Origin of the sequence: Hahella ganghwensis DSM 17046 (assembly GCF_000376785.1) — a bacterium.
Lineage (GTDB): Bacteria > Pseudomonadota > Gammaproteobacteria > Pseudomonadales > Oleiphilaceae > Hahella > Hahella ganghwensis.
Genome location: NZ_AQXX01000085.1, coordinates 23,100 through 43,706, shown reverse-complemented (window position 1 = coordinate 43,706; position 20,607 = coordinate 23,100). Strand labels below are relative to the sequence as shown.

General features: G+C 49.3%; 21 protein-coding genes and 1 tRNA gene. 6 read left to right on the top strand and 16 right to left on the bottom strand.

The window, feature by feature from the left end; all coding sequences use genetic code 11:
* Together F566_RS0106225 and F566_RS0106220 are read left to right on the top strand one after the other, a co-directional pair.
* On the top strand, positions 1-229 hold a 229-nt coding region (locus F566_RS0106225; protein WP_020406124.1), incomplete at its 5' end, for a transposase domain-containing protein.
* Between the two features lie 91 nt (positions 230-320).
* Positions 321-566: a hypothetical protein gene (locus F566_RS0106220; RefSeq protein WP_020406123.1), complete on the top strand. Its 246-nt coding sequence runs from the start codon at positions 321-323 to the stop codon at positions 564-566.
* 22 nt (positions 567-588) lie between these two features.
* Here F566_RS0106220 and F566_RS0106215 read toward each other — a convergent pair whose 3' ends face one another.
* The 9 genes from F566_RS0106215 to rpsU all read right to left on the bottom strand — a co-directional run bounded on the left by F566_RS0106215 (position 589) and on the right by rpsU (position 9,509).
* Positions 589-789, bottom strand: coding sequence for a hypothetical protein (locus F566_RS0106215; protein ID WP_020406122.1), 201 nt, complete (start codon positions 787-789; stop codon positions 589-591).
* Between the two features lie 7 nt (positions 790-796).
* On the bottom strand, positions 797-3,301 hold the full coding sequence (locus F566_RS0106210; RefSeq protein ID WP_020406121.1) for a DEAD/DEAH box helicase: 2,505 nt from the start codon (positions 3,299-3,301) through the stop codon (positions 797-799).
* Between the two features lie 108 nt (positions 3,302-3,409).
* Positions 3,410-3,724: an XRE family transcriptional regulator gene (locus tag F566_RS0106205; RefSeq protein ID WP_020406120.1), complete on the bottom strand. Its 315-nt coding sequence runs from the start codon at positions 3,722-3,724 to the stop codon at positions 3,410-3,412.
* Positions 3,725-3,740: 16 nt separating this feature from the next.
* Entirely contained in the window at positions 3,741-4,100 is a 360-nt protein-coding gene (locus F566_RS0106200; RefSeq protein ID WP_020406119.1) for a type II toxin-antitoxin system RelE/ParE family toxin, read from the bottom strand.
* A 312-nt stretch (positions 4,101-4,412) separates the two neighbouring features.
* Positions 4,413-4,489, bottom strand: a tRNA-Ile gene (locus tag F566_RS0106195).
* A gap of 169 nt (positions 4,490-4,658) precedes the next feature.
* On the bottom strand, positions 4,659-6,590 hold the full coding sequence (rpoD, locus tag F566_RS0106190; RefSeq protein WP_020406118.1) for an RNA polymerase sigma factor RpoD: 1,932 nt from the start codon (positions 6,588-6,590) through the stop codon (positions 4,659-4,661).
* Between the two features lie 122 nt (positions 6,591-6,712).
* A complete protein-coding gene (gene dnaG / locus F566_RS0106185; RefSeq protein WP_020406117.1) occupies positions 6,713-8,497 on the bottom strand; it encodes a DNA primase in 1,785 nt (594 codons plus the stop codon).
* A 172-nt stretch (positions 8,498-8,669) separates the two neighbouring features.
* Positions 8,670-9,116 (bottom strand): GatB/YqeY domain-containing protein, encoded by a 447-nt coding sequence (locus F566_RS0106175; RefSeq protein ID WP_020406115.1) that lies wholly within the window; start codon positions 9,114-9,116, stop codon positions 8,670-8,672.
* A 177-nt stretch (positions 9,117-9,293) separates the two neighbouring features.
* Positions 9,294-9,509 (bottom strand): 30S ribosomal protein S21, encoded by a 216-nt coding sequence (gene rpsU, locus F566_RS0106170; RefSeq protein WP_020406114.1) that lies wholly within the window; start codon positions 9,507-9,509, stop codon positions 9,294-9,296.
* Positions 9,510-9,852: 343 nt separating this feature from the next.
* Here rpsU and tsaD point away from each other — a divergent pair, with 343 nt between their 5' ends.
* Positions 9,853-10,878, top strand: coding sequence for a tRNA (adenosine(37)-N6)-threonylcarbamoyltransferase complex transferase subunit TsaD (gene tsaD, locus F566_RS0106165; RefSeq protein WP_020406113.1), 1,026 nt, complete (start codon positions 9,853-9,855; stop codon positions 10,876-10,878).
* A 37-nt stretch (positions 10,879-10,915) separates the two neighbouring features.
* Here tsaD and plsY read toward each other — a convergent pair whose 3' ends face one another.
* Positions 10,916-11,503 carry a glycerol-3-phosphate 1-O-acyltransferase PlsY gene (gene plsY / locus F566_RS0106160; RefSeq protein ID WP_020406112.1) on the bottom strand — a complete coding sequence of 196 codons (588 nt, stop codon included), beginning with the start codon at positions 11,501-11,503 and terminating at the stop codon, positions 10,916-10,918.
* A gap of 148 nt (positions 11,504-11,651) precedes the next feature.
* Here plsY and F566_RS0106155 point away from each other — a divergent pair, with 148 nt between their 5' ends.
* From F566_RS0106155 to folK (F566_RS0106145), 3 genes are read left to right on the top strand one after another with little or no spacing between them, the layout of a single operon-like run.
* Positions 11,652-11,831 carry a hypothetical protein gene (locus F566_RS0106155; protein ID WP_020406111.1) on the top strand — a complete coding sequence of 60 codons (180 nt, stop codon included), beginning with the start codon at positions 11,652-11,654 and terminating at the stop codon, positions 11,829-11,831.
* Positions 11,824-12,195, top strand: a complete 372-nt coding sequence (folB, locus tag F566_RS0106150; RefSeq protein ID WP_020406110.1) for a dihydroneopterin aldolase — start codon at positions 11,824-11,826, stop codon at positions 12,193-12,195. Before F566_RS0106155 ends, folB begins: the two co-directional genes overlap by 8 nt.
* 3 nt (positions 12,196-12,198) lie before the next feature.
* Entirely contained in the window at positions 12,199-12,699 is a 501-nt protein-coding gene (gene folK, locus F566_RS0106145; RefSeq protein ID WP_020406109.1) for a 2-amino-4-hydroxy-6-hydroxymethyldihydropteridine diphosphokinase, read from the top strand.
* Positions 12,700-12,764: 65 nt separating this feature from the next.
* On the opposite strand, the gene pgi is transcribed toward folK (F566_RS0106145), so the two are convergent.
* The 6 genes from pgi to F566_RS0106115 all read right to left on the bottom strand — a co-directional run bounded on the left by pgi (position 12,765) and on the right by F566_RS0106115 (position 20,606).
* Positions 12,765-14,429 carry a glucose-6-phosphate isomerase gene (gene pgi / locus F566_RS0106140; protein WP_020406108.1) on the bottom strand — a complete coding sequence of 555 codons (1,665 nt, stop codon included), beginning with the start codon at positions 14,427-14,429 and terminating at the stop codon, positions 12,765-12,767.
* A gap of 35 nt (positions 14,430-14,464) precedes the next feature.
* Positions 14,465-15,331 carry a pantoate--beta-alanine ligase gene (panC, locus tag F566_RS0106135; RefSeq protein ID WP_020406107.1) on the bottom strand — a complete coding sequence of 289 codons (867 nt, stop codon included), beginning with the start codon at positions 15,329-15,331 and terminating at the stop codon, positions 14,465-14,467.
* On the bottom strand, positions 15,328-16,122 hold the full coding sequence (gene panB, locus F566_RS0106130) for a 3-methyl-2-oxobutanoate hydroxymethyltransferase (protein WP_020406106.1): 795 nt from the start codon (positions 16,120-16,122) through the stop codon (positions 15,328-15,330). The genes panC and panB overlap by 4 nt, the downstream gene beginning before the upstream one ends.
* A 130-nt stretch (positions 16,123-16,252) precedes the next feature.
* Positions 16,253-16,765, bottom strand: a complete 513-nt coding sequence (gene folK, locus F566_RS0106125; protein WP_020406105.1) for a 2-amino-4-hydroxy-6-hydroxymethyldihydropteridine diphosphokinase — start codon at positions 16,763-16,765, stop codon at positions 16,253-16,255.
* A 32-nt stretch (positions 16,766-16,797) separates the two neighbouring features.
* Complete coding sequence (gene pcnB, locus F566_RS0106120) at positions 16,798-18,147, bottom strand: polynucleotide adenylyltransferase PcnB (protein ID WP_020406104.1); 1,350 nt, start codon at positions 18,145-18,147, stop codon at positions 16,798-16,800.
* A gap of 1,070 nt (positions 18,148-19,217) precedes the next feature.
* Positions 19,218-20,606: a sigma-54-dependent transcriptional regulator gene (locus F566_RS0106115; RefSeq protein WP_020406102.1), complete on the bottom strand. Its 1,389-nt coding sequence runs from the start codon at positions 20,604-20,606 to the stop codon at positions 19,218-19,220.
* Position 20,607 lies beyond the last annotated feature (1 nt).

Below are 20,607 nucleotides of genomic sequence, written 5' to 3'. Positions count from 1 at the left end.
AAACCAGATCCGGCCTTGGGCGCTGGGTCGTTCCAACTGGTTGTTTGCCGGATCGCTGCGCAGTGGTCAGCGGGCAGCGGCAGTAATGAGTCTGATCCAATCGGCCAAACTGAACGGACATGATCCCTATGCTTATCTGAAAGATGTACTGGCGCGTCTGCCGACGCAGAAGAACAGTGCCATTGCTGAATTACTGCCTCACAACTGGAGCGGTCCGGTCAACCTGTGATAGCCGGACGCTTACGCCTGTGAGGCTGGAAAGCTTAATGACCAGCAATTGGCGCGTATTAAGCAAGAATACCTGGGTGAGGAGGTGGCGGATGGCGTCTAACCAAGATAGAACGATCCTGGACACGTTGAGGTCTGCATTGCGCAGCCCTCAGACAATTCAAAATGAATGCCTAGCCAATGGTTTGGATCGTTTCAAACTGAGGCAGGTAATGCGCCAGGCGGAAGAACGGAACCAAGAGAGGAGGCAGGTAGAAATTGCCGAAAACCGCAGTAAAGCGCTTTTCAGCTCGAAAATAGATGAATTGGAGGATTTGTCCCGTATTTTTGAAGACTGAAACCGCACTCATGCGGTTTTCGTCATTCCCTTTCATTGAGTGGGCGGGGTTTCGTGCGGTTTTCGGCACTTTCCCGCTCAGTTTTCATGGCGCAGCAGATGTTAGGCAATGAGATTGGTTCATCTGGCACCACGACATAGTTATAGCGGCTCCGCTCTTCAGGGGAGGCTGCATCATATTCAGCCTTGGTAACCAGAAATCTGGAAAAATATCTTTCGGCCATGCGGGACTTAATCCGGTGTGTTGATAAAGGGTAACAGATACCCCTGTACAAAATTATTGGCATGTAACGACGAGTTTGAAAGGAGTCGCTCACATTCGGCGATGAGATTGTGTCCTGACAGTTGTGATTCGGAAAGCTTGGACAATAACGCCCTAGCATCATCGATCAGGATCGCTAACTTAGCATAGGTCAGGGCGTGAGATGCTCCTGCTACTGCGGCTCTGGTTGCAATATTTTCCGGATGTACACTAACTCGAATACATTGATAACTTGGGTAGTGATTTGAAAACCATTCCGCTGCAACCAACAGTTGTCCGTGCTCTTCTTTCGTTAAAGCATTTTTAGCTTTCTTCCTACTTTTGGCCTCTATTACAAGTCCAACATTTCCAGGTAAGAGCCACAGTATATCTGGGCCTTCACCGTTACTATCGTGCCTTTCAGAGGATAGGCCTATCATGGATGCCAAGTCTGCCAACGCCTGTTCAAATTGGTTCGCTGTGGCGTTTTCATTGAGGCTAGTTACCGTGTTTTCGAATGATTGTAATACCCCTCTTCGTAATCTATAGCTACCTAGCATTTCAACAATAGCTCCAGCCTGGCCATTGGGGATTGGCAGTGGTCGATATGGAGGTAAAACTTTAGGCCGAACAAGGTTTCGGTTATGAGCATAAGCTTGACGTTGAAGGTCTTCAGCTCTTTCAGGGTGGCCCCATTTGTCTGCTACTCTTGCTGCTAATTGCTCTAACCAGCCACAGGTCTGCGGATCAATATTTTCTGCTGCTATGGTTTTTTCTATTTTTGCAATAGCTTGCTCGTGATAGCCGTCTGACCACAAGTTGAAAGCTTTCCTTTCTCCAGCGGCTTGCATAAATCCACTTTTATCTTGAGAGGTTTCATCAACTAATTCGGCCAGTGTCTCTGCGTGGTATTCAATCCACCCTTGATCCCGGTTGTAGCTTCTAAGCATTGTCTGAGCTAGATCATTTAAATCAGTGACCTCTTTACTAATTTCTGCTCCCATTTCTAGCTGAGCACGTGTTGCATTAGTGAGGAATTTAAAATTAGCATTTTTGGCTATCCAACCTGCTAAATCCGATCCGGCGAGCAAAACTACACAGTGATCGCCAGCACCTCTGGCGCCTCTTCCAATTCCTTGTTCAATTCTTTGAGCAAGCATTCTGGTTATAGTAACGCCACCGTATAAAGAGCTCGCTCTGAATAGCTCATAATTCGATGTTCCAGATGGCAATCCACTCATAACAAGAAGACGGCAAGAATTACCTGGTAGGTCAATTCCATCATATCCATTTGCAAATATTACAGGGCCATACGAGGTTCCATTTTGTAAGGCTGCGACCAGTGACTCAACGTTTTGTGAACCTTTTGCTACTTGGCCTACTTGACTCCATTGGGATGCAGAGTGATCTGAAGATACGAGCACTACGGAGCCTCGTTGGTTTGAGGATGTCCACTGTAAAAGCTGGAACACATTTTGGGTACTAAACTCAAAAGGCATGAGATCAGGTATCAAAACCATTCTTTCACTAATACCTGCAAGTGAACGAGAGGTTAGCGGTTTTGCCACCATATTAGCGTCAGCATCAAACATTCGGATAATATCGCTATCGTCGGCAATAGTTGCGGACATATATATTCGTCTAGGAGCTTCTGAAAAAGTTGGGAATAAACTTACTAGAGGGAGTATCGGCGTGATTGTGAATGATTTTCTGCTGATGAGTGCGTGGCAGAGGTGTAAGTTATCCCTCAGTAGTGGCCAGACTAGACCATATGCTTCTGCATTTGCTCTAAGTAGCTCCCTGACTGAATCCAGCTTTTCGTGCCAAGCCCAATAAGGAACCTCCAATACTGAATATTCGAGGCCTGAAACTACATCATCAAAGGTGCCTAATCTATCGGTATCCTTAAATGCTTTTCGGAATAAGTCAGCTAGGTTTTGGTATGTCTCTCGGCTTTCACTCGCATTTACTTCAAGCGTAAATGACTCTCGGACTACCGAAAATGCTGCATGAGCATCGTCAAGAATGACGGCTCCGACTCTTTGTGGGTTAGGATCTCCACGTAATCCGAATTTGCTCCTTCCATTGAATAGTGCTTTATAAGTTCCAACCATAATTGCACTGGAGTTTACAAAATCATCATTCAATGGTTGTCCCCGTTCATAAGGCACTGCGTGAATACCTAGCGCTCTGGCTTTCTCCAGGGTTTGATTTACAAGCTGCACAGTTGGAGCTAAATAGAGGACAGGCTCTGATGTTTCGTTTAGGGTCGATTGCGCCATTAACAGGCCAACTAAGGTTTTTCCGCCTCCTGTGTGCAGCTTAATAACGACGTCTCGTTCAGTACGGCGATCAAACCAAGAATTTAATACTTCTGCCTGGCTAGTGTAGAGGTCATTAATGCCTGGCGGTTTAGGGAGGCGGCGGAATATCTCTAACGGCTCTATCGCCTTCGTTTTCTTCTTCTGTGTTCTCAGCTTGTTGAAATCAACCACTGCCTGTATGCCCTAATTATCTGATTTTGAAGTGCGAGATGGTCTTACCTCATTGCTATCACTGTGTTGGCCATCTGTATTTTGGGAAGCAGGCTAACCCCCTGCTTCCTATTGAGCCTGCTTAAATTGAGTAATTTCTACGTCCTGGCCATCGGGAAATTTAGCGTGGATTTCGAGTTTTCCTCCCAACGCTTCCACGTAGGAAGCCAACGTGCTGACCATTGTATCTGGGCGCTTTTCGATTTGAGAAACATTGGGCTGAGCAATTCCAAGTACTCGCGCTACAAGTGCTTGGCTGCGGCCACGTAGCTTGCGAGTTTCTGCCAGTGACATTTCTGCGACTATGCCGACGGCCTTTGCTCGTGCGGCAGCCTGTACCTCAGGATTCATTTTCTTGCGCAGTTCGCTTAAAGGCTTTGCCATTTCATTTCTCCTAGACCTACTTGAGGCCTTCGCTTTTTAAGTGATCCGCAAACTCTGCTTCAGCTAGCGGAACCATCTGTTTGTAAAACTGTTTATCTTTCGATCCATCTTTTCGACCACCGCATAGAAGAACAGCGCGTCGTTTGGGGTCAAAGGCATAGAAAACTCTATATGGTTTTCCTGCGTGCTGAATGACCAGCTCCTTAAGGTTTTTAACCTTCTTTGTGCCTTTTATCGTATCTGCCTGAGGGCGGCCAAGGTTAGGGCCTTTGATCTCCAGAACATCAACCATTGCTTGAACGTCAATTTGTTCCGCATCAGTTAGATCTAGAAACCAGCCCTCATATTCATCTGTGACTAATATTTCCCACGTCATGTATTGTCCCTGCTTTCTTCAAAATATACTCTACAGCTTATATATCGTCAAGCGTATTATTTGGCTGGATGGGAGAGAGTTTGACACGCCTAGCCAGTAAAGCTAATCGGGTGGTTAGAGGCTGTAAAGGCTATCGTTATGTAAGGGGTATGTAGATGATGTAACCCCAGTGTAACCCCGGAAAAATTAGCGTTTCGCGCTTAGGTGGGAGAAGTGCGGCGGGGATTGGTTGGGGTTACGTCTTTTTGAACCCCAGCGGGAGGCGTCAGAAACTGCGGGAAACGCCTAACATACTGATTTTAAAGGTGAAAATGGTGGGCCTTCCCAGACTTGAACTGGGGACCTGCCGATTATGAGTCGGGTGCTCTAACCAACTGAGCTAAAGGCCCATTTTCACTTTTTTGACCCTGGCCTATTGATTATGAGTCGGGTGCTCTAACCAACTGAGCTAAGGGCCCAATTTCACTTTAACCTAGCCGGAAATCAGGGTGATATCTGGTTAGGTCTTTAAAGAGGGCGCCAATTATACTCAGAGAGTACGCTTGGCGCCAGTGCTTATTACTGTTCGTCGATAAAGCTGCGCAGGTGATCTGAGCGGCTTGGGTGACGAAGTTTCCGCAGTGCTTTGGCTTCGATCTGACGGATACGCTCCCGGGTGACGTCGAACTGCTTGCCGACTTCTTCCAGAGTGTGGTCCGTGTTCATTTCGATACCGAAACGCATGCGCAGTACTTTCGCTTCTCTTGCTGTCAGGCCGGCAAGGACGCGACGGGTCGCTTCTCTCAGGCCTTCGGAAGTGGCTGTGTCGATCGGAGACTCTGCATGAGAATCTTCGATGAAATCACCCAGATGCGAATCTTCATCGTCCCCGATCGGGGTTTCCATGGAGATCGGCTCTTTTGCAATTTTCAGGACTTTGCGAACCTTGTCTTCCGGCATGTCCATTTTCTTCGCCAGTTCTTCTGGTGTGGCCTCGCGGCCCATTTCCTGAAGCATTTGGCGAGAAATACGATTGAGCTTGTTGATGGTCTCAATCATATGGACCGGAATACGAATCGTTCTGGCCTGGTCTGCAATTGATCGGGTGATGGCCTGACGTATCCACCAGGTTGCATAGGTCGAGAATTTATAACCACGACGATATTCGAACTTGTCGACGGCTTTCATCAGACCAATGTTACCTTCCTGAATCAGATCCAGGAACTGCAAACCGCGGTTGGTATACTTCTTCGCAATGGAGATAACCAGACGCAGGTTTGCTTCCACCATTTCTTTCTTGGCGCGACGAGCTTTTGCTTCGCCAATAGAAATACGACGGTGAATTTCCTTGATGTCTGAAACGGGCAGGCCCACTTCATTTTCTATCGCCAGAACTCGACGCTGCAGACGGGTAATCTCGTCTTCACGGGCCGTCAGCATTTGTGCCCAGCCGTCCCCGCCTTTTGCCTGCGACTTCACCCAATCCGGGTTGGTTTCGTTGCCGGGGAAGGTCTTGATGAAATTCTTCCGGGGCATTTGGCACTCACGGGTACAGATCCGCATGATTTGTCTTTCGTAAGCACGAATGATGTCATTGGTGTTGCGGATTGTATTAACCATTTCATCAAACTGCTTTTGAGCCAGTTTGAATGGTGCAAAGACTTCGCTGAGAAGCTCAAACGCTGTCTGGGTAACGCTGCTGTCTCTGCCGTATTTGGCAATGCAGTCTTCTACCGAGAAGTAAGCTTGGGCTAACGCATTAAAACGCTCTCGGGCGAGCTCGGGATCCGGGCCGCTTTCAGTTTCGTCATCAGAATCATCCGAGTCACTTTCTTCGTCCTCGTCTTCATCATCCGAATCTTTTTCGCCTTTGGGCTTGTCTTTCGCGTCTTTGTCTTCTTTCGCCTTGGGGGCGACCACTGCTTCCTCTTCTTCATCCTCTTCATCGTCGGCCACTGCAGCAGTGGCAGCCTGAGGGATGCTGGCATCGTCAACTGGATCGAGGAAGCCGGTAATAATGTCGCTTAAACGCCCGCCATCTTCGCCTTGTGTGGCGTCGTAGGCAGTCAAAACGTTAGGAATGGTACCTGGAAAGTAAACCATTGCCGCCATGACGTCGCGAAGACCTTCTTCGATACGTTTGGCAATCTGGATCTCACCTTCACGGGTCAGCAGCTCTACAGTCCCCATTTCGCGCATGTACATGCGAACCGGGTCAGTGGTGCGGCCTACATCATTTTCGACAGATGCAAGCGCTGCAGCTGCTTCGGCAGCGGCAGTCTCATCAGTTGCTGAATCGCCATCGGTGATCAGCAGGGTATCCGCATCAGGAGCTTCTTCCGAGACCAGAATCCCCATGTCATTGATCATGCGGATAATGTCTTCAACCTGGTCAGGATCGGCAATATCTTCTGGGAGATGGTCGTTTACTTCTGCGTATGTAAGGTAACCTTGTTCCTTGCCTCGGGCGATAAGCTCTTTCAAACGGGATTTTCGGGAATTGCCTGACATAGTCACCCTATAAATTCGGTGGCTTAATGGGGAAAAATCAAACAGCCATTATAGCTTGTAAGCTAATTTTGCGCTAGAAATCCAATGTGGAGTTGATTAAAAAATTTTCAAGGTCTCACGCATTATTTTTTCTTTCGTGCGGTCATGGTCTGTTTCTCCTTTGTAAGTGTTTGAAGTTGCGTCAGTAACGCTTTGTCTGTCGGGTTTTCTCGCAATGCCTGATGCAGTCTCTCGAAAGTGATTTCGAAGTGCTTCCGTTTTAGCATACGAAGAGAGTCCCGGGCCTCTGCCTGAAGTTTTTCAACTTCAAATATGTGCTCAATTGCACCGAAAAGGTTCTTAAAACGCTGTCTTTGGCGGGGATCAGTCGCTAACTGGTATAAAAGATCCTGTTGCGTACGAATTTTGTTGTCCAATATCCACTGCAGGAAAAGTCGGAGCGGTGCCATGTCATTTTCGAGCAGTTCAAGGTCGATTGTTTCCGCTACCTCTTCGGCCCAGGCCGGTGCCGAGTACAAGCCCAGGCAAATACGGGCGGCTGTACGATTGGGAACCGGGAGCGGTTCCTCCACAATAATTGGCTGTCGTTCAAAGTCCCGTCGTTTTCCGTTTTTACGGCCTTTCCAGTCCTTGCGGTCCTGCCAGCGGGGGGAGCGGGTAAGTTCACGCAGCCGGGAAAAAAGAGCATCCTTGAGTATTGGGGCCTGGATATTCTGAAAGGCATCTCGGGCCGACTGGTTCAAAACGCCTTTATCTTCGGCAACCTGTAGATTAAGTCCACGACTTAAAGCAGTAAAAAAGTACTCGGAGAGCGGCGAGGCGTTATTGATTCTGTCGCGAAAAGTTTCGCCGCCTTCCTTCCGGATAAGAGTGTCTGGATCTTCGCCCTCGGGCAGGATCAAGAAAGACACTTTGTGGCCGTCGCGAAACAGTGGCAGGAGATTGCGAAGGGCTTTATCCGCTGCATTCAGTCCAGCTTTATCCCCATCAAAGCAGAACACGATATCCGGGCAAGTAGAGAGTAAATGACTGAGGTTTTCTTCATTGGTGGCGGTACCCATGGCCGCCACGGCGTTGGAAATTCCGAATTGCGCCAGTGAAATGACGTCCAGATAGCCCTCTACAACAATGAGTTGGTCCAGTTGTCTGGCTTGTTTGCGCGCTTCCCACAGACCATATAACTGTTTGCTCTTATGGAAAATTGGGTTTTCAGGACTGTTGATATACTTGCTGCGATCCTGTCCCAGGGTGCGTCCGCCAAAAGCGACAACCCGGCCTCTGGTGTCCCGGATGGGGAACATCAGGCGGTTTTGGAAAAGTTCGTAGCGTCGGCCATCCTTTTCGCCAATCAGGCGAACTTCCTGTAAGGATTTTTGTTGTCCAGGAGAGGAGTTATCCTGCAGGAAGGTTCTTTCCGGTGGAGCGAATCCGATCCCGTAAAGCTCTATCATTTCTCTGGAAAGACCACGATTTTTCAGGTAGTTGATGGCGACGTCCCTTTGGGGGTGTTTTCGCAGAGCATCCTGAAAAGCTTCGGAGGCAAAGTGTGACGCGTCGTATAAAGGCTTGAAACGGCTAACCGCCTGCTGGGCAATGGGGTCTCTTGGAATTTCGAGTCCGTACCGTCTGGCAAGTGATTCAACGGCTTCATTGAAGCTCATATGGTCCTGGTTTTTGAGAAAGTCTATGGCATCGCCATGGGCGCCACAGCCATAGCAGTGGTAATGTGCGGGGGAGGCTTCGTTGTATACGTGGAAAGAGGGGGTCTTCTCATCGTGAAACGGGCAGCAACCTTGATAAGTGGCACCACTTTTCTTTAGCTGAACCCTCTCGCCAACCAGTGTGGCAAGGTCAATCCGTGAAACCAGATCTTCAACAAAGTTTTGAGGAATGAGGCCGGATGACATCTGGGAATGGTTACCTTCACAGCATGTGGTGGATTAAATCTGCTGAAATCTCGGAAGTTCCCGCCAAGATTAGCACAGGTTGCAGGAGTTACTATTTTTTCGTGAAAGCGAGTCTTGGTGGAAAGCGCGCCGGCGGATTGATGTCCACTGGCGCGAATATCGAAATGCGGTATTAACCAGCCAATGCGGCTTTGACCATTTGGCTGATAGCGCCCATGTCGGCGCGGCCCTGTACCTGAGGTTTTACCAGGCCCATGACTTTCCCCATATCCTGCATGCTACCTGCGCCTGAATCTGCGATTGCTTTTTCAATAATCGCTTTGAGCTCGTCTTCAGATAGGGCTTCAGGAAGGAATTCGGCAATAACGTCCAGTTCGTTCTGTTCTACAGCGACCAAGTCATCACGGCCAGCATCTTTGAATTGCGTGATCGAATCCTTGCGCTGTTTGCTCATCTTATCGAGAATCGCCAGGATGCGCGCATCATCGACTTCGATTCGCTCATCTACTTCCACGCGCTTGACTTCCGCCAGGATTAGGCGAATGGCGCTAAGACGTTCCTTTTCTTTGTTCCGCATGGCGGACTTCATAGACTCTGTGATCTGGTCTTTCAGAGACATGGCGTTACCCGTCAATCATCATGGTGGTAGGAATAGTGTTTCTGGTAGGCATATGCCGGAAGGAGAGGGCAGTTGCCGCTGGAATTCCAGAAACAGCAATAGCCCAAAGTCGGTCACCACAAAATGTGCTGACCCTTTCGGGCTATTGAAGTCTTTTTTTAAAAAAAGAATTAGCGCTTAGTACAGGCGCTCAAAGCGACGCTGTTCACGCTGAACTTTCTTGGCGTGGCGCTTAACAGCTGCAGCCAGCTTGCGCTTACGCTCTGCAGTCGGTTTTTCGTAGAACTCGCGACGACGTACTTCTGACAGAATACCGGCTTTTTCGCATGAGCGCTTGAAGCGGCGCAATGCAACGTCAAATGGCTCGTTCTCTTTAATTTTTACCGAAGGCATCTAATCTGCTCTCTCTTGGTTACTCTGGTTAAAGCCCCGCTGCGTTGAAGCTTGTGGCCTGAATCTAAATGAATGTTCTTAACCAAACAGACCAAATTCTAGTCTTTGGTCAAAAATAAAATTGGTTAATTTGTATCAATACAAACAAGGGCGCGCATTGTAATCCCTTTACAAGGCACTTGTAAAGGTAGATTACCACATAATCGGTCGTAATTTGATCTTTTATTCCCTTAATAACCGTATGCAACCTTGGCAAGAGGAGGTGTCGGCCTTAAACTGCGGGGCTTTATTTTTCACTTCAAACAATTGGGTTTTCAGATTAAAGAGGCTGGGGAAGGAACTGATGCTGGTATTGGGTATTGAAACCTCATGTGATGAGACAGGAATAGCGCTCTATGAGAGTGATGAGGGCCTGTTGGGGCATGAATTATATAGCCAGATCAAGTTACACGCGGATTATGGCGGTGTCGTGCCTGAGCTGGCGTCCCGGGATCATGTCCGTAAAGTGATACCTCTCATCGAGTCTCTGCTGCATCGCTGTCAGCGAGGCTTATATGATCTGGATGCTATTGCTTATACCGCGGGGCCTGGTTTAGTCGGTGCTTTAATGGTTGGCGGTGCGATTGCCAGCTCTCTGGCCTACGGATTAGGTGTTCCTGCAATTGGTGTGCACCATATGGAAGGCCACCTGCTGGCACCTATGTTAGAAGATAATCCTCCTGAGTTTCCTTTTGTCGCCCTTCTGGTTTCAGGTGGCCATACCCAGCTAGTTCGGGTGGACGGCATAGGTCAGTATGCGCTTTTGGGAGAGTCCGTCGATGACGCGGCAGGAGAAGCCTTTGATAAGGTGGCTAAGATGCTGGGCCTCGATTATCCCGGTGGGCCCCAGGTGGCTAAGCTTGCTGAAAAAGGAAGTACGAACCGTTTTACATTCCCGCGTCCAATGACTGATCGCCCCGGTCTCGATTTCAGCTTTAGTGGTTTAAAAACTTTTACATTGAATACGTTGCAGGATGCTGACTCGAAAGGTGAACTGGATGAACAGTGTCGGGCGGATATTGCTGCCTGTTTCCAGGAGGCGGTGGTCGATACCATGGCGATTAAGTGCCGTCGGGCCTTAAAAGAGACTGGGCTGAAACGCCTTATTATGGCCGGTGGTGTCAGTGCCAATCGCTCTTTGCGGGAAAAACTTGCTGATATGGCAATCAGGGAAAAGGCGCAGGTTTTTTATGCGAGGCCAGAATTCTGTACTGATAACGGTGCAATGATTGCCTATGCAGGACATTGTCGTTTGGTTGCAGGGCAGCAGGCCGAGCTTTCTGTTGTTGCCCGTCCACGCTGGCCACTCACTGAGTTAGCAGCAGTTTAGTTTCTGCGTGTTTTTTGGGAAATGATCGCTAAGGGCTTTATAGCGAGCGCTCATTTCCCTTGGCGAGATTAATAATGTTCTCCCGGTGTCGGATCAGTATGAAGAGTGCTAACGACATGAACAACGCGGAATATTCAGGGTTGAATGCCCAGGCAATCCAGGGAGCCAGCAGCGCGGATGTCAGCGAGGCTATCGATGACACCCGTTTCCAATAAATAATCGCCCCCCACACCAGAGCCAATATCACCGTTGTTTGCCAGGCGAGTACCAAGCCACAGCCCAGGACAGTTGCAACCCCCTTGCCGCCTTTGAAATGGTGAAATACCGGCAGCATGTGCCCCATGATCGCCGCGACAGCGACGACCCCTTGTTCGTAGGGAGATAATGACAGCCAAATGGTAATGAAGATTGCGATCGCACCTTTGGCGGCGTCCCAGAGCAGGGTGAGTGCAGCGGGAAGCCAGCCTCCAAGTCTGTATATATTGGTGGCCCCAGGGTTACCCGAGCCGGAATTGGTCGGATCCGGGAGGCGGAAGATGCGGCAAACCCAGAATGCTCCCATGACAGATCCCAGAAGGTAGCCTGCAGTTGTGCAGATAATCAGTTCTAAAGGTTGATCCGGCATGAGTTGTGAGTCTGGTGAAAAGTCGGTAACTGGTTGAAATATGTCTAAGTCTGCCTTTATGCGAAAAGGAATGCCAGCGATGAAAGCTGAGACCTGTTCAGTGTAAGGAAAATGGCAGACGCTTTAACCTTGCCTGGAAAGCTGAGAGATGGTTGGATTATTGGCCATTACCGACAAAAGGTTTGACAGTCGGGTGCCGTCCTCCTATAAGGAGACCCTGATAACTCCCTGGTGTCTTGCCGGACTCAATCAGTTCTCTAGCTGTCTGGAAGGCCAGGGGAGAGATAAAGGTGAAGAAGGTTGTGAACAAGTCGAATCAGATGCCTGACAATGGGCTTGCCCCGGATAAAATTACTATCGAATCCCTCCAGATAGATACCGTGATTGGGGTGTATCATTTTGAGAAAACCTATCCCCAGAGGCTATTTCTTGATCTGGAACTTGAGTGGGATATCAAAGCGGCGGCCCAATCCGATGATTTAGCCGATACGCTTAATTATGCTGCAGTCTGTCAGAGATTGCGCGACTTTGCGGCAGAAACTCAGTACCAGCTGCTGGAAGTATTGCTCGAAAAGATGGCAGAGTTATTACATCAGGAATTTGGTATCGCCTGGATGCGTCTACATATCCGAAAACCCAGTGCTGTGGCGGAGGCTGCATCGGTGGGAGTTAAAATCGAGAGGAGTTATTGAGACGTGAGCAAGGTGTTGGTCGGCATCGGAAGTAATATTGACCCGCAAAAGAACTTGTTAGCGGCATTTGAGTCTTTGAGTTCTGAGTTTGATGGGCTGCGGTTATCACCGGTCTATCGATGCCGGGCAGTAGGTTTTGATGGTGACGATTTCTATAATCTTGTGGCCTCCTTTGAAACCCAATTGGATGTGGGGCAGTTGCAGCAGGCTCTCAAGGGGATTGAAGCCAGTACAGGAAGAACAGGAAAGGAAAGTAAATGGTCAGGCCGTACACTCGATATCGATATTCTGACCTACGACGATAAAGTGGGAATTATCGATGGTGTTGAGTTGCCCAGGGATGAGATCGTCAAGCATGCATATGTGTTAAAGCCATTGGCAGATTTGTCGCCAGAAGGGGTTCATCCGGAGTTGAAGGTGAGCTATCAGGTATTGTGGGATGAATTTAGCGGTGACAAGTTTTTAGAGCCCGTTACCTTTCAATGGAGAGGACAATGCTGGTAGAGATTGCTGCCTTGAAAATGGAAAGAAAAAAGGGTCGATATTTATCGACCCTTTTTTATGTCTGACTACTGGTTGGCTTGTTTAAAGCGGTTGACCAAGTCAGCGGTTGATGCGTCAACCTGAGCGCTGTCTGACTCTTCACCTTTTAGCAAAGGCAAAATACTGTCGCTCAACTGTTTTCCGAGTTCTACACCCCACTGATCGAAAGAGTTCAGGTCCCAAATGACGCCTTGGACAAACACTTTTTGCTCGTAGAGAGCAATCAGGGCGCCAACAGTTCTGGCATTCACCTGATCCATCAGGATCGTGTTGCTGGGACGATTGCCAGGGATGACTTTGTGTGGAGCGAGTTCCTCAGCTTTTTCCTCTGACATGCCGGAAGCCATTAGTTCGGCTTTGGCCTGTTCGAAAGATTTACCGCACATGAGTGCCTGGCTTTGGGCGAAGCAATTCGACGTCAGCATGGCATGGTGTTCACCAATGGCGTGATGGGTTTTCAGAGGCAAAATGAAGTCTGCCGGAGTCCATCTTGTGCCCTGATGAAGCAATTGATGGTAGGCATGCTGGCCATTGGTTCCTGCACCACCCCAGATTATTGGGCCGGTGCCGTAATCGACCTGATGCCCACCCCGGTTAATGCTTTTACCGTTACTTTCCATGTCGACCTGTTGCAGGTGGGCCGGAAGATTTTCCAGGCTCTGGTCATACGGCAGGATAACGTGGCTGTGTGCGCCCAGAAAATTGTGGTACCACACGCCAAGTAGCCCCAGAATAACCGGCATATTGGCTTCCAGAGGGGCTGTCCTGAAGTGATTATCCAAGTCCTCTGCGCCAGCCAGTAGCTCACGGAAGTTGGCCATTCCTACCTGAAGTGCGATAGGCAGGCCAATGGCTGACCATAGAGAATAGCGTCCGCCAACCCAGTCCCACATGGGGAAGATATTGTCTGCGTCGATTCCAAATTCGGTAGCCAGATTGATGTTGCTGGATACGGCAACAAAATGGCGCGCTATATTGTCCGCGTCACCACCTGTGGAGAGGTACCACTCTTTGGCGGAAAGCGCGTTAGCCAGGGTTTCCTGAGTTTTAAATGATTTGGACTGGACGATAAACAGGGTGGTTTCAGGATTTAGTGATTCCACACAATAGGCAAGATCAGCACCATCCACATTGGAGACAAAGTGGCTTCGTATGTTGTCCACCCAGAAAGGACGCAAGGCTTCTATTGCGACCCTGGGGCCAAGATAGGAGCCGCCGATACCCACGCTGACGACGTCAGTGATAGGTTTTCCAGAGTAGCCCAGCCACTGGCCTGATTGCACTTGGTTAACAAACCCTTCCATTTTGGTAAGCGCTGCGCTGATGTCTTCCCTGATATTTTTGCCGTCAACGATCAGGGGAGCGGTGTCTGTGCTGCGCAGGGCGGTGTGCAGGACCTGCCGGCCTTCTGTATGGTTAATGGCAGCGCCGGAGAACATGTCCTGAATGGCTTGCTTCAGGCCGGAGGCTTCCGCCAGAGCCTTAAGCCTTACCAGGGTTTCTGTATTGACCCGGTTCTTTGAGTAATCCAGGTAAAGGCCTGCCGCTTCCATGGATAGATGGCTAACTCTGTTCGGGTCATTGCTGAACAGATCGACAATAGTGGTGCTTTCTATATCCTTCCGATGGTCGATCAGTGCCTGCCAGGCCGCCGTAACACCGGGGTTGGTTGTTTGTGGTGCAGAATCCATAAAGCTGTTCCCGCTCGTTCGATAAATAGTTGAAATTACAACGTAATACTGATGTTATCAATGAGCCGGGTGTTGCCGAGATAGGCCGCCGCCAATACAGTGATTTCTTTATCGTCGGCAGTGGCCGGGCGCAATGTGTCACTGGCAACGATGTTGTAGTAATCCGGACGGAAGCCTGCCTCAGTCAGCTTTGCCCTGGCTTCAGTTTCCAGGAGGGCAAAGTCATCATTCACCGGCTTGCTTGAGAAAGAGTTTTTCAGCTTATCAGTAGTCTGCTGCAAAGTCTGGTAGAGGATAGTCGCAGTCTTGCGCTGGTTCGCATCGAGATATCCGTTTCTTGAACTCATGGCCAGACCATCATCTTCGCGTATGGTGGGGTGTCCTTCAACAGTAACCGGCATGTGCAGGTCTTGGACCATTTTGCGTATAACAGCCAGTTGCTGGAAGTCTTTCTGGCCGAATACGGCAACATCAGGCTGAACCATATTGAAGAGTATGGAGACCACCGTGGTCACGCCGTCAAAATGGCCAGGGCGGCTGGCACCGCAATGATCTTCGGTCAGGTTGGGAACAACGACTTTGGTGTGTTCCTCCAGTCCGCCTGTATAGATTTGACTGGTTTGTGGCAGAAACAGAGCGTGGTTGCCTGCCTGGACCAGCTTTTCCTTGTCTGCCACCAGTGTGCGCGGATACTTCTCCAGGTCTTCATTGGCGCCAAACTGGAGGGGATTAACGTAGACTGACGTCACTACGTAATCGCACAAATGCAGTGCCCTGTTGACCAGCGCAATATGGCCGTCATGCAGATTGCCCATGGTGGGAACGAAGCCGATGCGCTTGCCCTGTGATTTTTGCTGTCGGATGGTTGCCCGAAGCTCTTTCTCGCGTTGTATGGTAATCATAGGTTGAAGCAATTCTCCTCAGCAGGAAAGCTACCATTCTTGACGGCTTTCACGTAATTCTCCAGAGCTTCCTGAATGGAGCCGGCTTCTTCCATAAAGTTTCTGACAAAGCGTGGACGGCGATGTAAGCCCAAACCCAACATATCATGAAGAACCAATACCTGTCCGTCGGTATCTGGTCCAGCCCCGATCCCGATAACGGGGACGGGGACAGCCTTGGTCAGTTCAGTTGCAAGACGGGAGGGAACGCATTCCAGCAGCAGAATATCGGCTCCGGCATGAACCAGGGCCTGAGCGTCTTCGATGATCTGTTGCTGGGCTGACTCATCTTTACCCTGTACCTTAAAGCCGCCGAACTTGTTTACCGCCTGAGGGGTCAGACCCATGTGTACGCAGACGGGGATACCTTGCCGGGAAAGTGCGGTGGTAGCATCACATAGCCAGGCGCCGCCCTCCATTTTGACCATGTGAGCGCCTGCCTGCATCAGCACTTTGGCATTTTCCATGGTTTGTTCCGGAGTTCCGTAAGACATGAACGGCATATCGGCAATAATCAATGAGCCTTGATTACCACGTTTTACAGCGGTCGTGTGGTAAGCCATATCGGTAATACTGACTGGGAGGGTGCTGTCATGTCCCTGCAGGACCATGCCCAGAGAATCTCCTACCAGAATTGCTTCAACACCAGCACCGCTGACAGCGTTTGCGAAGGTGGCATCATAAGCGGTCAGAACCGCAAATTTCTCTGATGCGTGTTTGAGCTTTTGTAACGTGCTTAGGGTAACGGCCATACACTCTATCCACCTTTGTTGTGGGCCATAGACTAAATGTAATCGATTGGACAATAAAGTCCCGCTTTTGATAGTGCGAATCCGTATTTGATTATCGGACTTCTGCGGGAGGCTTCAGGTCTCCGTCGTATTACAGTGGTGTCATACCTTCCTGGGTCAGCGTATCGCTTATTTCCGCCAGGGAACCAAGGCCCGGGATGTGACAGTCCGGGCAGAGTTCGAGTAACGGAAACACCACAAAGTTACGTTCATGCAGGGCGTAATGGGGGACGACTAGCCTTTGGCTGCGAATGACTTCCGTACCGTAGAGCAGCAAATCCAGGTCCAGAGTTCGGGAGCTCCAGCGTTGGCCGTTTCGTTCTCTTCCCTGCTGGGTTTCGATAGTTTGCAGCTCATCAAGGAGTGATTCGGCCTTCAGTTGCGTCCTGATGTGGGCGACCCCGTTAACATACTGAGGTTGGTCCAAGCCGCCCAAAGGGACGGTACTGTATAGACGGGAAACGGCCTGCAGGGCCATGGCGGGGTGTTGCCTGATTGCCTCAATTGCCTGATTTAACTGCAGTTCCGGTTGGTTCTGGTTGCTGCCCATGCCTATATAGCAATCGACCACGGGCCCAGACTGATGGGGAACATTAACGCTCATGCACATTCCAAAATAGTTATTATAAGGGGCGGTCAGCTGGGTTTGTTATGGTGGCGACGACGGCGTCTTGGGCGACGCTTGCCTTCACCTTGTCCCTGCCCCTGTTGTAGTTTCTGGCGAGTGTTTGCATCGCCTTCCTGGAAATCGGTCCACCATTTGCCCAAGCCTTGCAGATCTTCGCCGCTGGCTTCCCGCAGAAGGACGAAGTCATAGGATGCGCGGAATCGTGGATGCTCCACTATCGCTTGGGCGCTTTTACCTCTGCGGCGCGGCAGTCTCAGCTGTAATTCCCAGATTTCTTTCATGGGCTGGCTGAAACGCTTGGGTAATGCCGTATGTTTAACCTGCGCATCAATGACCTTTTGACTGGCTTTGTGCATGGCAGGTATCGGTGGAATGCCGTCATCCAGACAACGCTGAAATTCCAGCTGAGTTGCAGGCCATAACAAGGCTGCATAGAGAAATGCAGGCGTTACTGGCTTATCGGCATTAACCCGCTTGTCGGTGTTAATAAGAGCCTGCTCGACCAGCTTTTGTGCGTGCGGATGGCCATCATTGATTAGTTGATCGGTGGAAGGGAACAGAAACTTGAACAGATTCAGTTCTCTCAGAATGTTAAAGGTCGCCTCTGCCTTTCCAGAGAGAAATAGTTTTAATACTTCTTCAAATAGACGGGCTGACGGAATGTTCAGCAGGAGTGGGCCAAGCTCGGAAATTGGCGCAGCTGTTTTTTCCTCGATTGTAAAGTCCAGCTTAGCCGCAAATCTGGCGGCTCGCAGCATTCTTACCGGGTCTTCACGATATCGGGTGGCTGGATCGCCTATCAGGCGCAGTAAACGGTTGCGCAGGTCTTCCATTCCATTGGCGTAATCGTAGATACCAAAGTCTTTGACGCCATAGTAAAGCGCGTTGACTGTAAAATCGCGGCGTAGGGCATCTTCTTCCTGATTGCCGTACACATTATCCCTGAGGATCTGCCCGGAATCGCTGGTTGCAGCCCGATGAGTATCGTCTTCAGCTTTTTGATGACTGGCCCGAAAGGTGGCTACTTCAATGATTTCCCGGCCAAATCTGACATGGGCAAGGCGAAACCGCTTGCCTATCAGGCGACAGTTGTTGAATTGGGCGCGTACCTGTTCCGGTGTGGCATTGGTGGCAATGTCAAAATCTTTGGGATGTTCCCCCAGTAACAGATCACGGACACCGCCGCCTACCAGAAAAGCTTCGTATCCTGCACTGTTGAGACGGTAGAGCACTTTTAATGCATTTGGGCTGATTTGTTTGCGCGAAACGCTGTGTTGTTCTCTGGGGATAATGCTCAGAGAAAAGCGCTTGGAGGATTTTGTCCCCGGCCTAATCATGCCAATAAACTTTTTTAACATTGCAAAAGGGTATCTTGACACCTGCTTATAGAAGGCGGGGAGTTTACCCTGTTGTGGCCCAATTTGCGACCAGCTTGCAATAGATATTCTTCGATAGGGAACAGTTAGTTAAGTTATGTTGAGGCAATAACAGTTCAGGAAGGTGTAAATGGTGAGTCAGAGGAGAAGAGAACTATGGGGATGGATATCCATCCCCACTGAGAAGAAGGTCAGACGATTTTTTGTTTTTGTTTCGTCCCAGTCCCATAAATTTCGCTCCACAATTAGAGCCTTCGAATTCTGTATGCAAACGGAACGCTTTGAATACGTCGAGCAGTAATAGGTGTGAGGGAAGAGTTGAATGTCTAGCGTTTCTCGCATTCGCGTTTGTTGTTCTTCTAGACCGCTACCCATACCTTTGATACCGCTAAAAAGCCTGGCATCCAAAACAATCAGTTCGCCACCCGTATTCTTGTTTTTGTTCTGGGTTGTTTTTGTTGTTTGCTCTGCTTTTTTATTTTTATTTGTGCAGTTTAAGGGGCTCTTATTTTTATTTTGTGATTGGTAAATAGCATCGGCTGTGCCAGCTTTATTAAAAGGCTTTTATAAACAAATAGTTAAGTGTTTTTAATAAAGGGTGATAAGTAGTTTTGCGTACGAAAGTGTTACCGTGCCCCACTTTGTCGCGCGAAGTTGTTCCCACGGGTAACAACTGGTAACAAGTGAGCAGGTAAGTTGGAATGTTTCAGCTCAATTACTTTTTGTTTTGTTTAAATATTGCACAGGTTTGACGTACTGCAAGAAAAAAATATGGATATTTGATTGGAATTATTAATCCCTTTGTTATTTCTAATAGCTAAATGGGTATTGATGTAGGGAAATAACCAATTTGGTGCATTCTTGGGTATGGGGAGGATTTCTGGCTGGGAGTCATCTTGTTGGAGAAATGACTTGAAAGTGTTACCGAACTGTTACCTGAAAATAGAGGTAAGCTTCGAAGAAATATCGAGAGGGAGGCTATAAAGTTCAAAAAGTTGGAGTATAGAGGGCCGGACGAAAGACGCAGAGTTCATCCGGCAGAGTGGAAGGGGTTATTTAGAGCTCTTCTTGGTTCGGGGTATACCGAGGCGCTGACGTCTTTCCCACAGGCTTTTACGGCTGATACCAAGTTTCTTGGCTAGCTCGGTTTCGCTCATGGTGTCCTGGTTCTCGAGCACAAAGTGCTGGAAGTAATCTTCCAGAGACAGATCAGCGGCTTTATCACCTCCTTTTTCCACTCCCATCATGCCTTCCGGCATATCGAAGTCTCCTTCTGTTTCAATATCGAGAAGATCGGATGAAATGATATCGCTGTCTGCGAGGATAACGGCCCGTTCCACAGCATTTTCCATTTCCCGGACATTTCCGGGCCATTCGTAGTGTCTGATGGCGGAAAGTGCTTCTTTCTCAAATTTAAGGCTGACCTTGCCCATGCGATCACCGATTTTTTTCAGCAGCATCTTCGCCAGGCCGACAACATCTTCTTCTCGCGCCCGTAGAGGCGGTATTTTAAGTTGCATCACATTGAGGCGGTAATAAAGGTCTTCTCGAAACTGACCTGTTTTCGTCATGGCCTTCAGGTTTCGGTGAGTGGCGGCCACCAGCCGGATATCGACCTGCTTGGACTGGGTTGAGCCTACCCGACGTATTTCACCTTCCTGAAGTACACGCAGTAACCGGGCCTGGGCTTCCAGAGGTAGTTCGCCGATTTCATCGAGAAACAGGGTTCCACTATCCGCGGCTTCGATCAGTCCACTGCGGGCGCCGACGGCTCCGGTAAAAGCACCTTTCTCATGGCCGAACAGCTCTGATTCGATTAACGTTTCCGGTATCGCTGCGCAGTTGACGCAGATCAGTTGAGCAGAGTGCCTTGGGCTCAGGGTGTGAAGTGCCCGTGCGGCCAGCTCTTTACCTGTGCCTGACTCGCCCTGTATTAAGACGGTGGTATCTGTCGGGGCAACTTTTCGGATGAGATCAAAAAGTTTCTGCATCTCATAGCATTCGCCGTACATTAACTGGCTGAGGTCAACTTTTTTAGGTTCTTCCCGGGAAGAGCCTGCTGATGTAGGGGGCGCTTCTACTGCCGGCTCATCCGTTGTGCGGTCCAGAATCGTCTGGATGGATGAGAGCATTTCTTCATGGTCGAAAGGTTTGGCAATGTAATCAACCGCGCCGAGTTTCATTGAATCCACAGCTGACCGGAGACTGGCGTAACTGGTCATGATCAGAACAGGTACGTCGGTTAATGTAATTAATTCGGTGCCCGGTTTTCCAGGTAGTCTTAAATCGGACACGATGATGTCTGGTTTTGTTTCGGCTATCGTGGCCATGGCAACATCAACGGACTCTGCCTCCAGGACCTGATGACCATTGTGTTCCAACAGGCGTTTTAACGCCGAGCGGATAATGCTTTCGTCTTCAACTACTAAGATTAAAGCCATA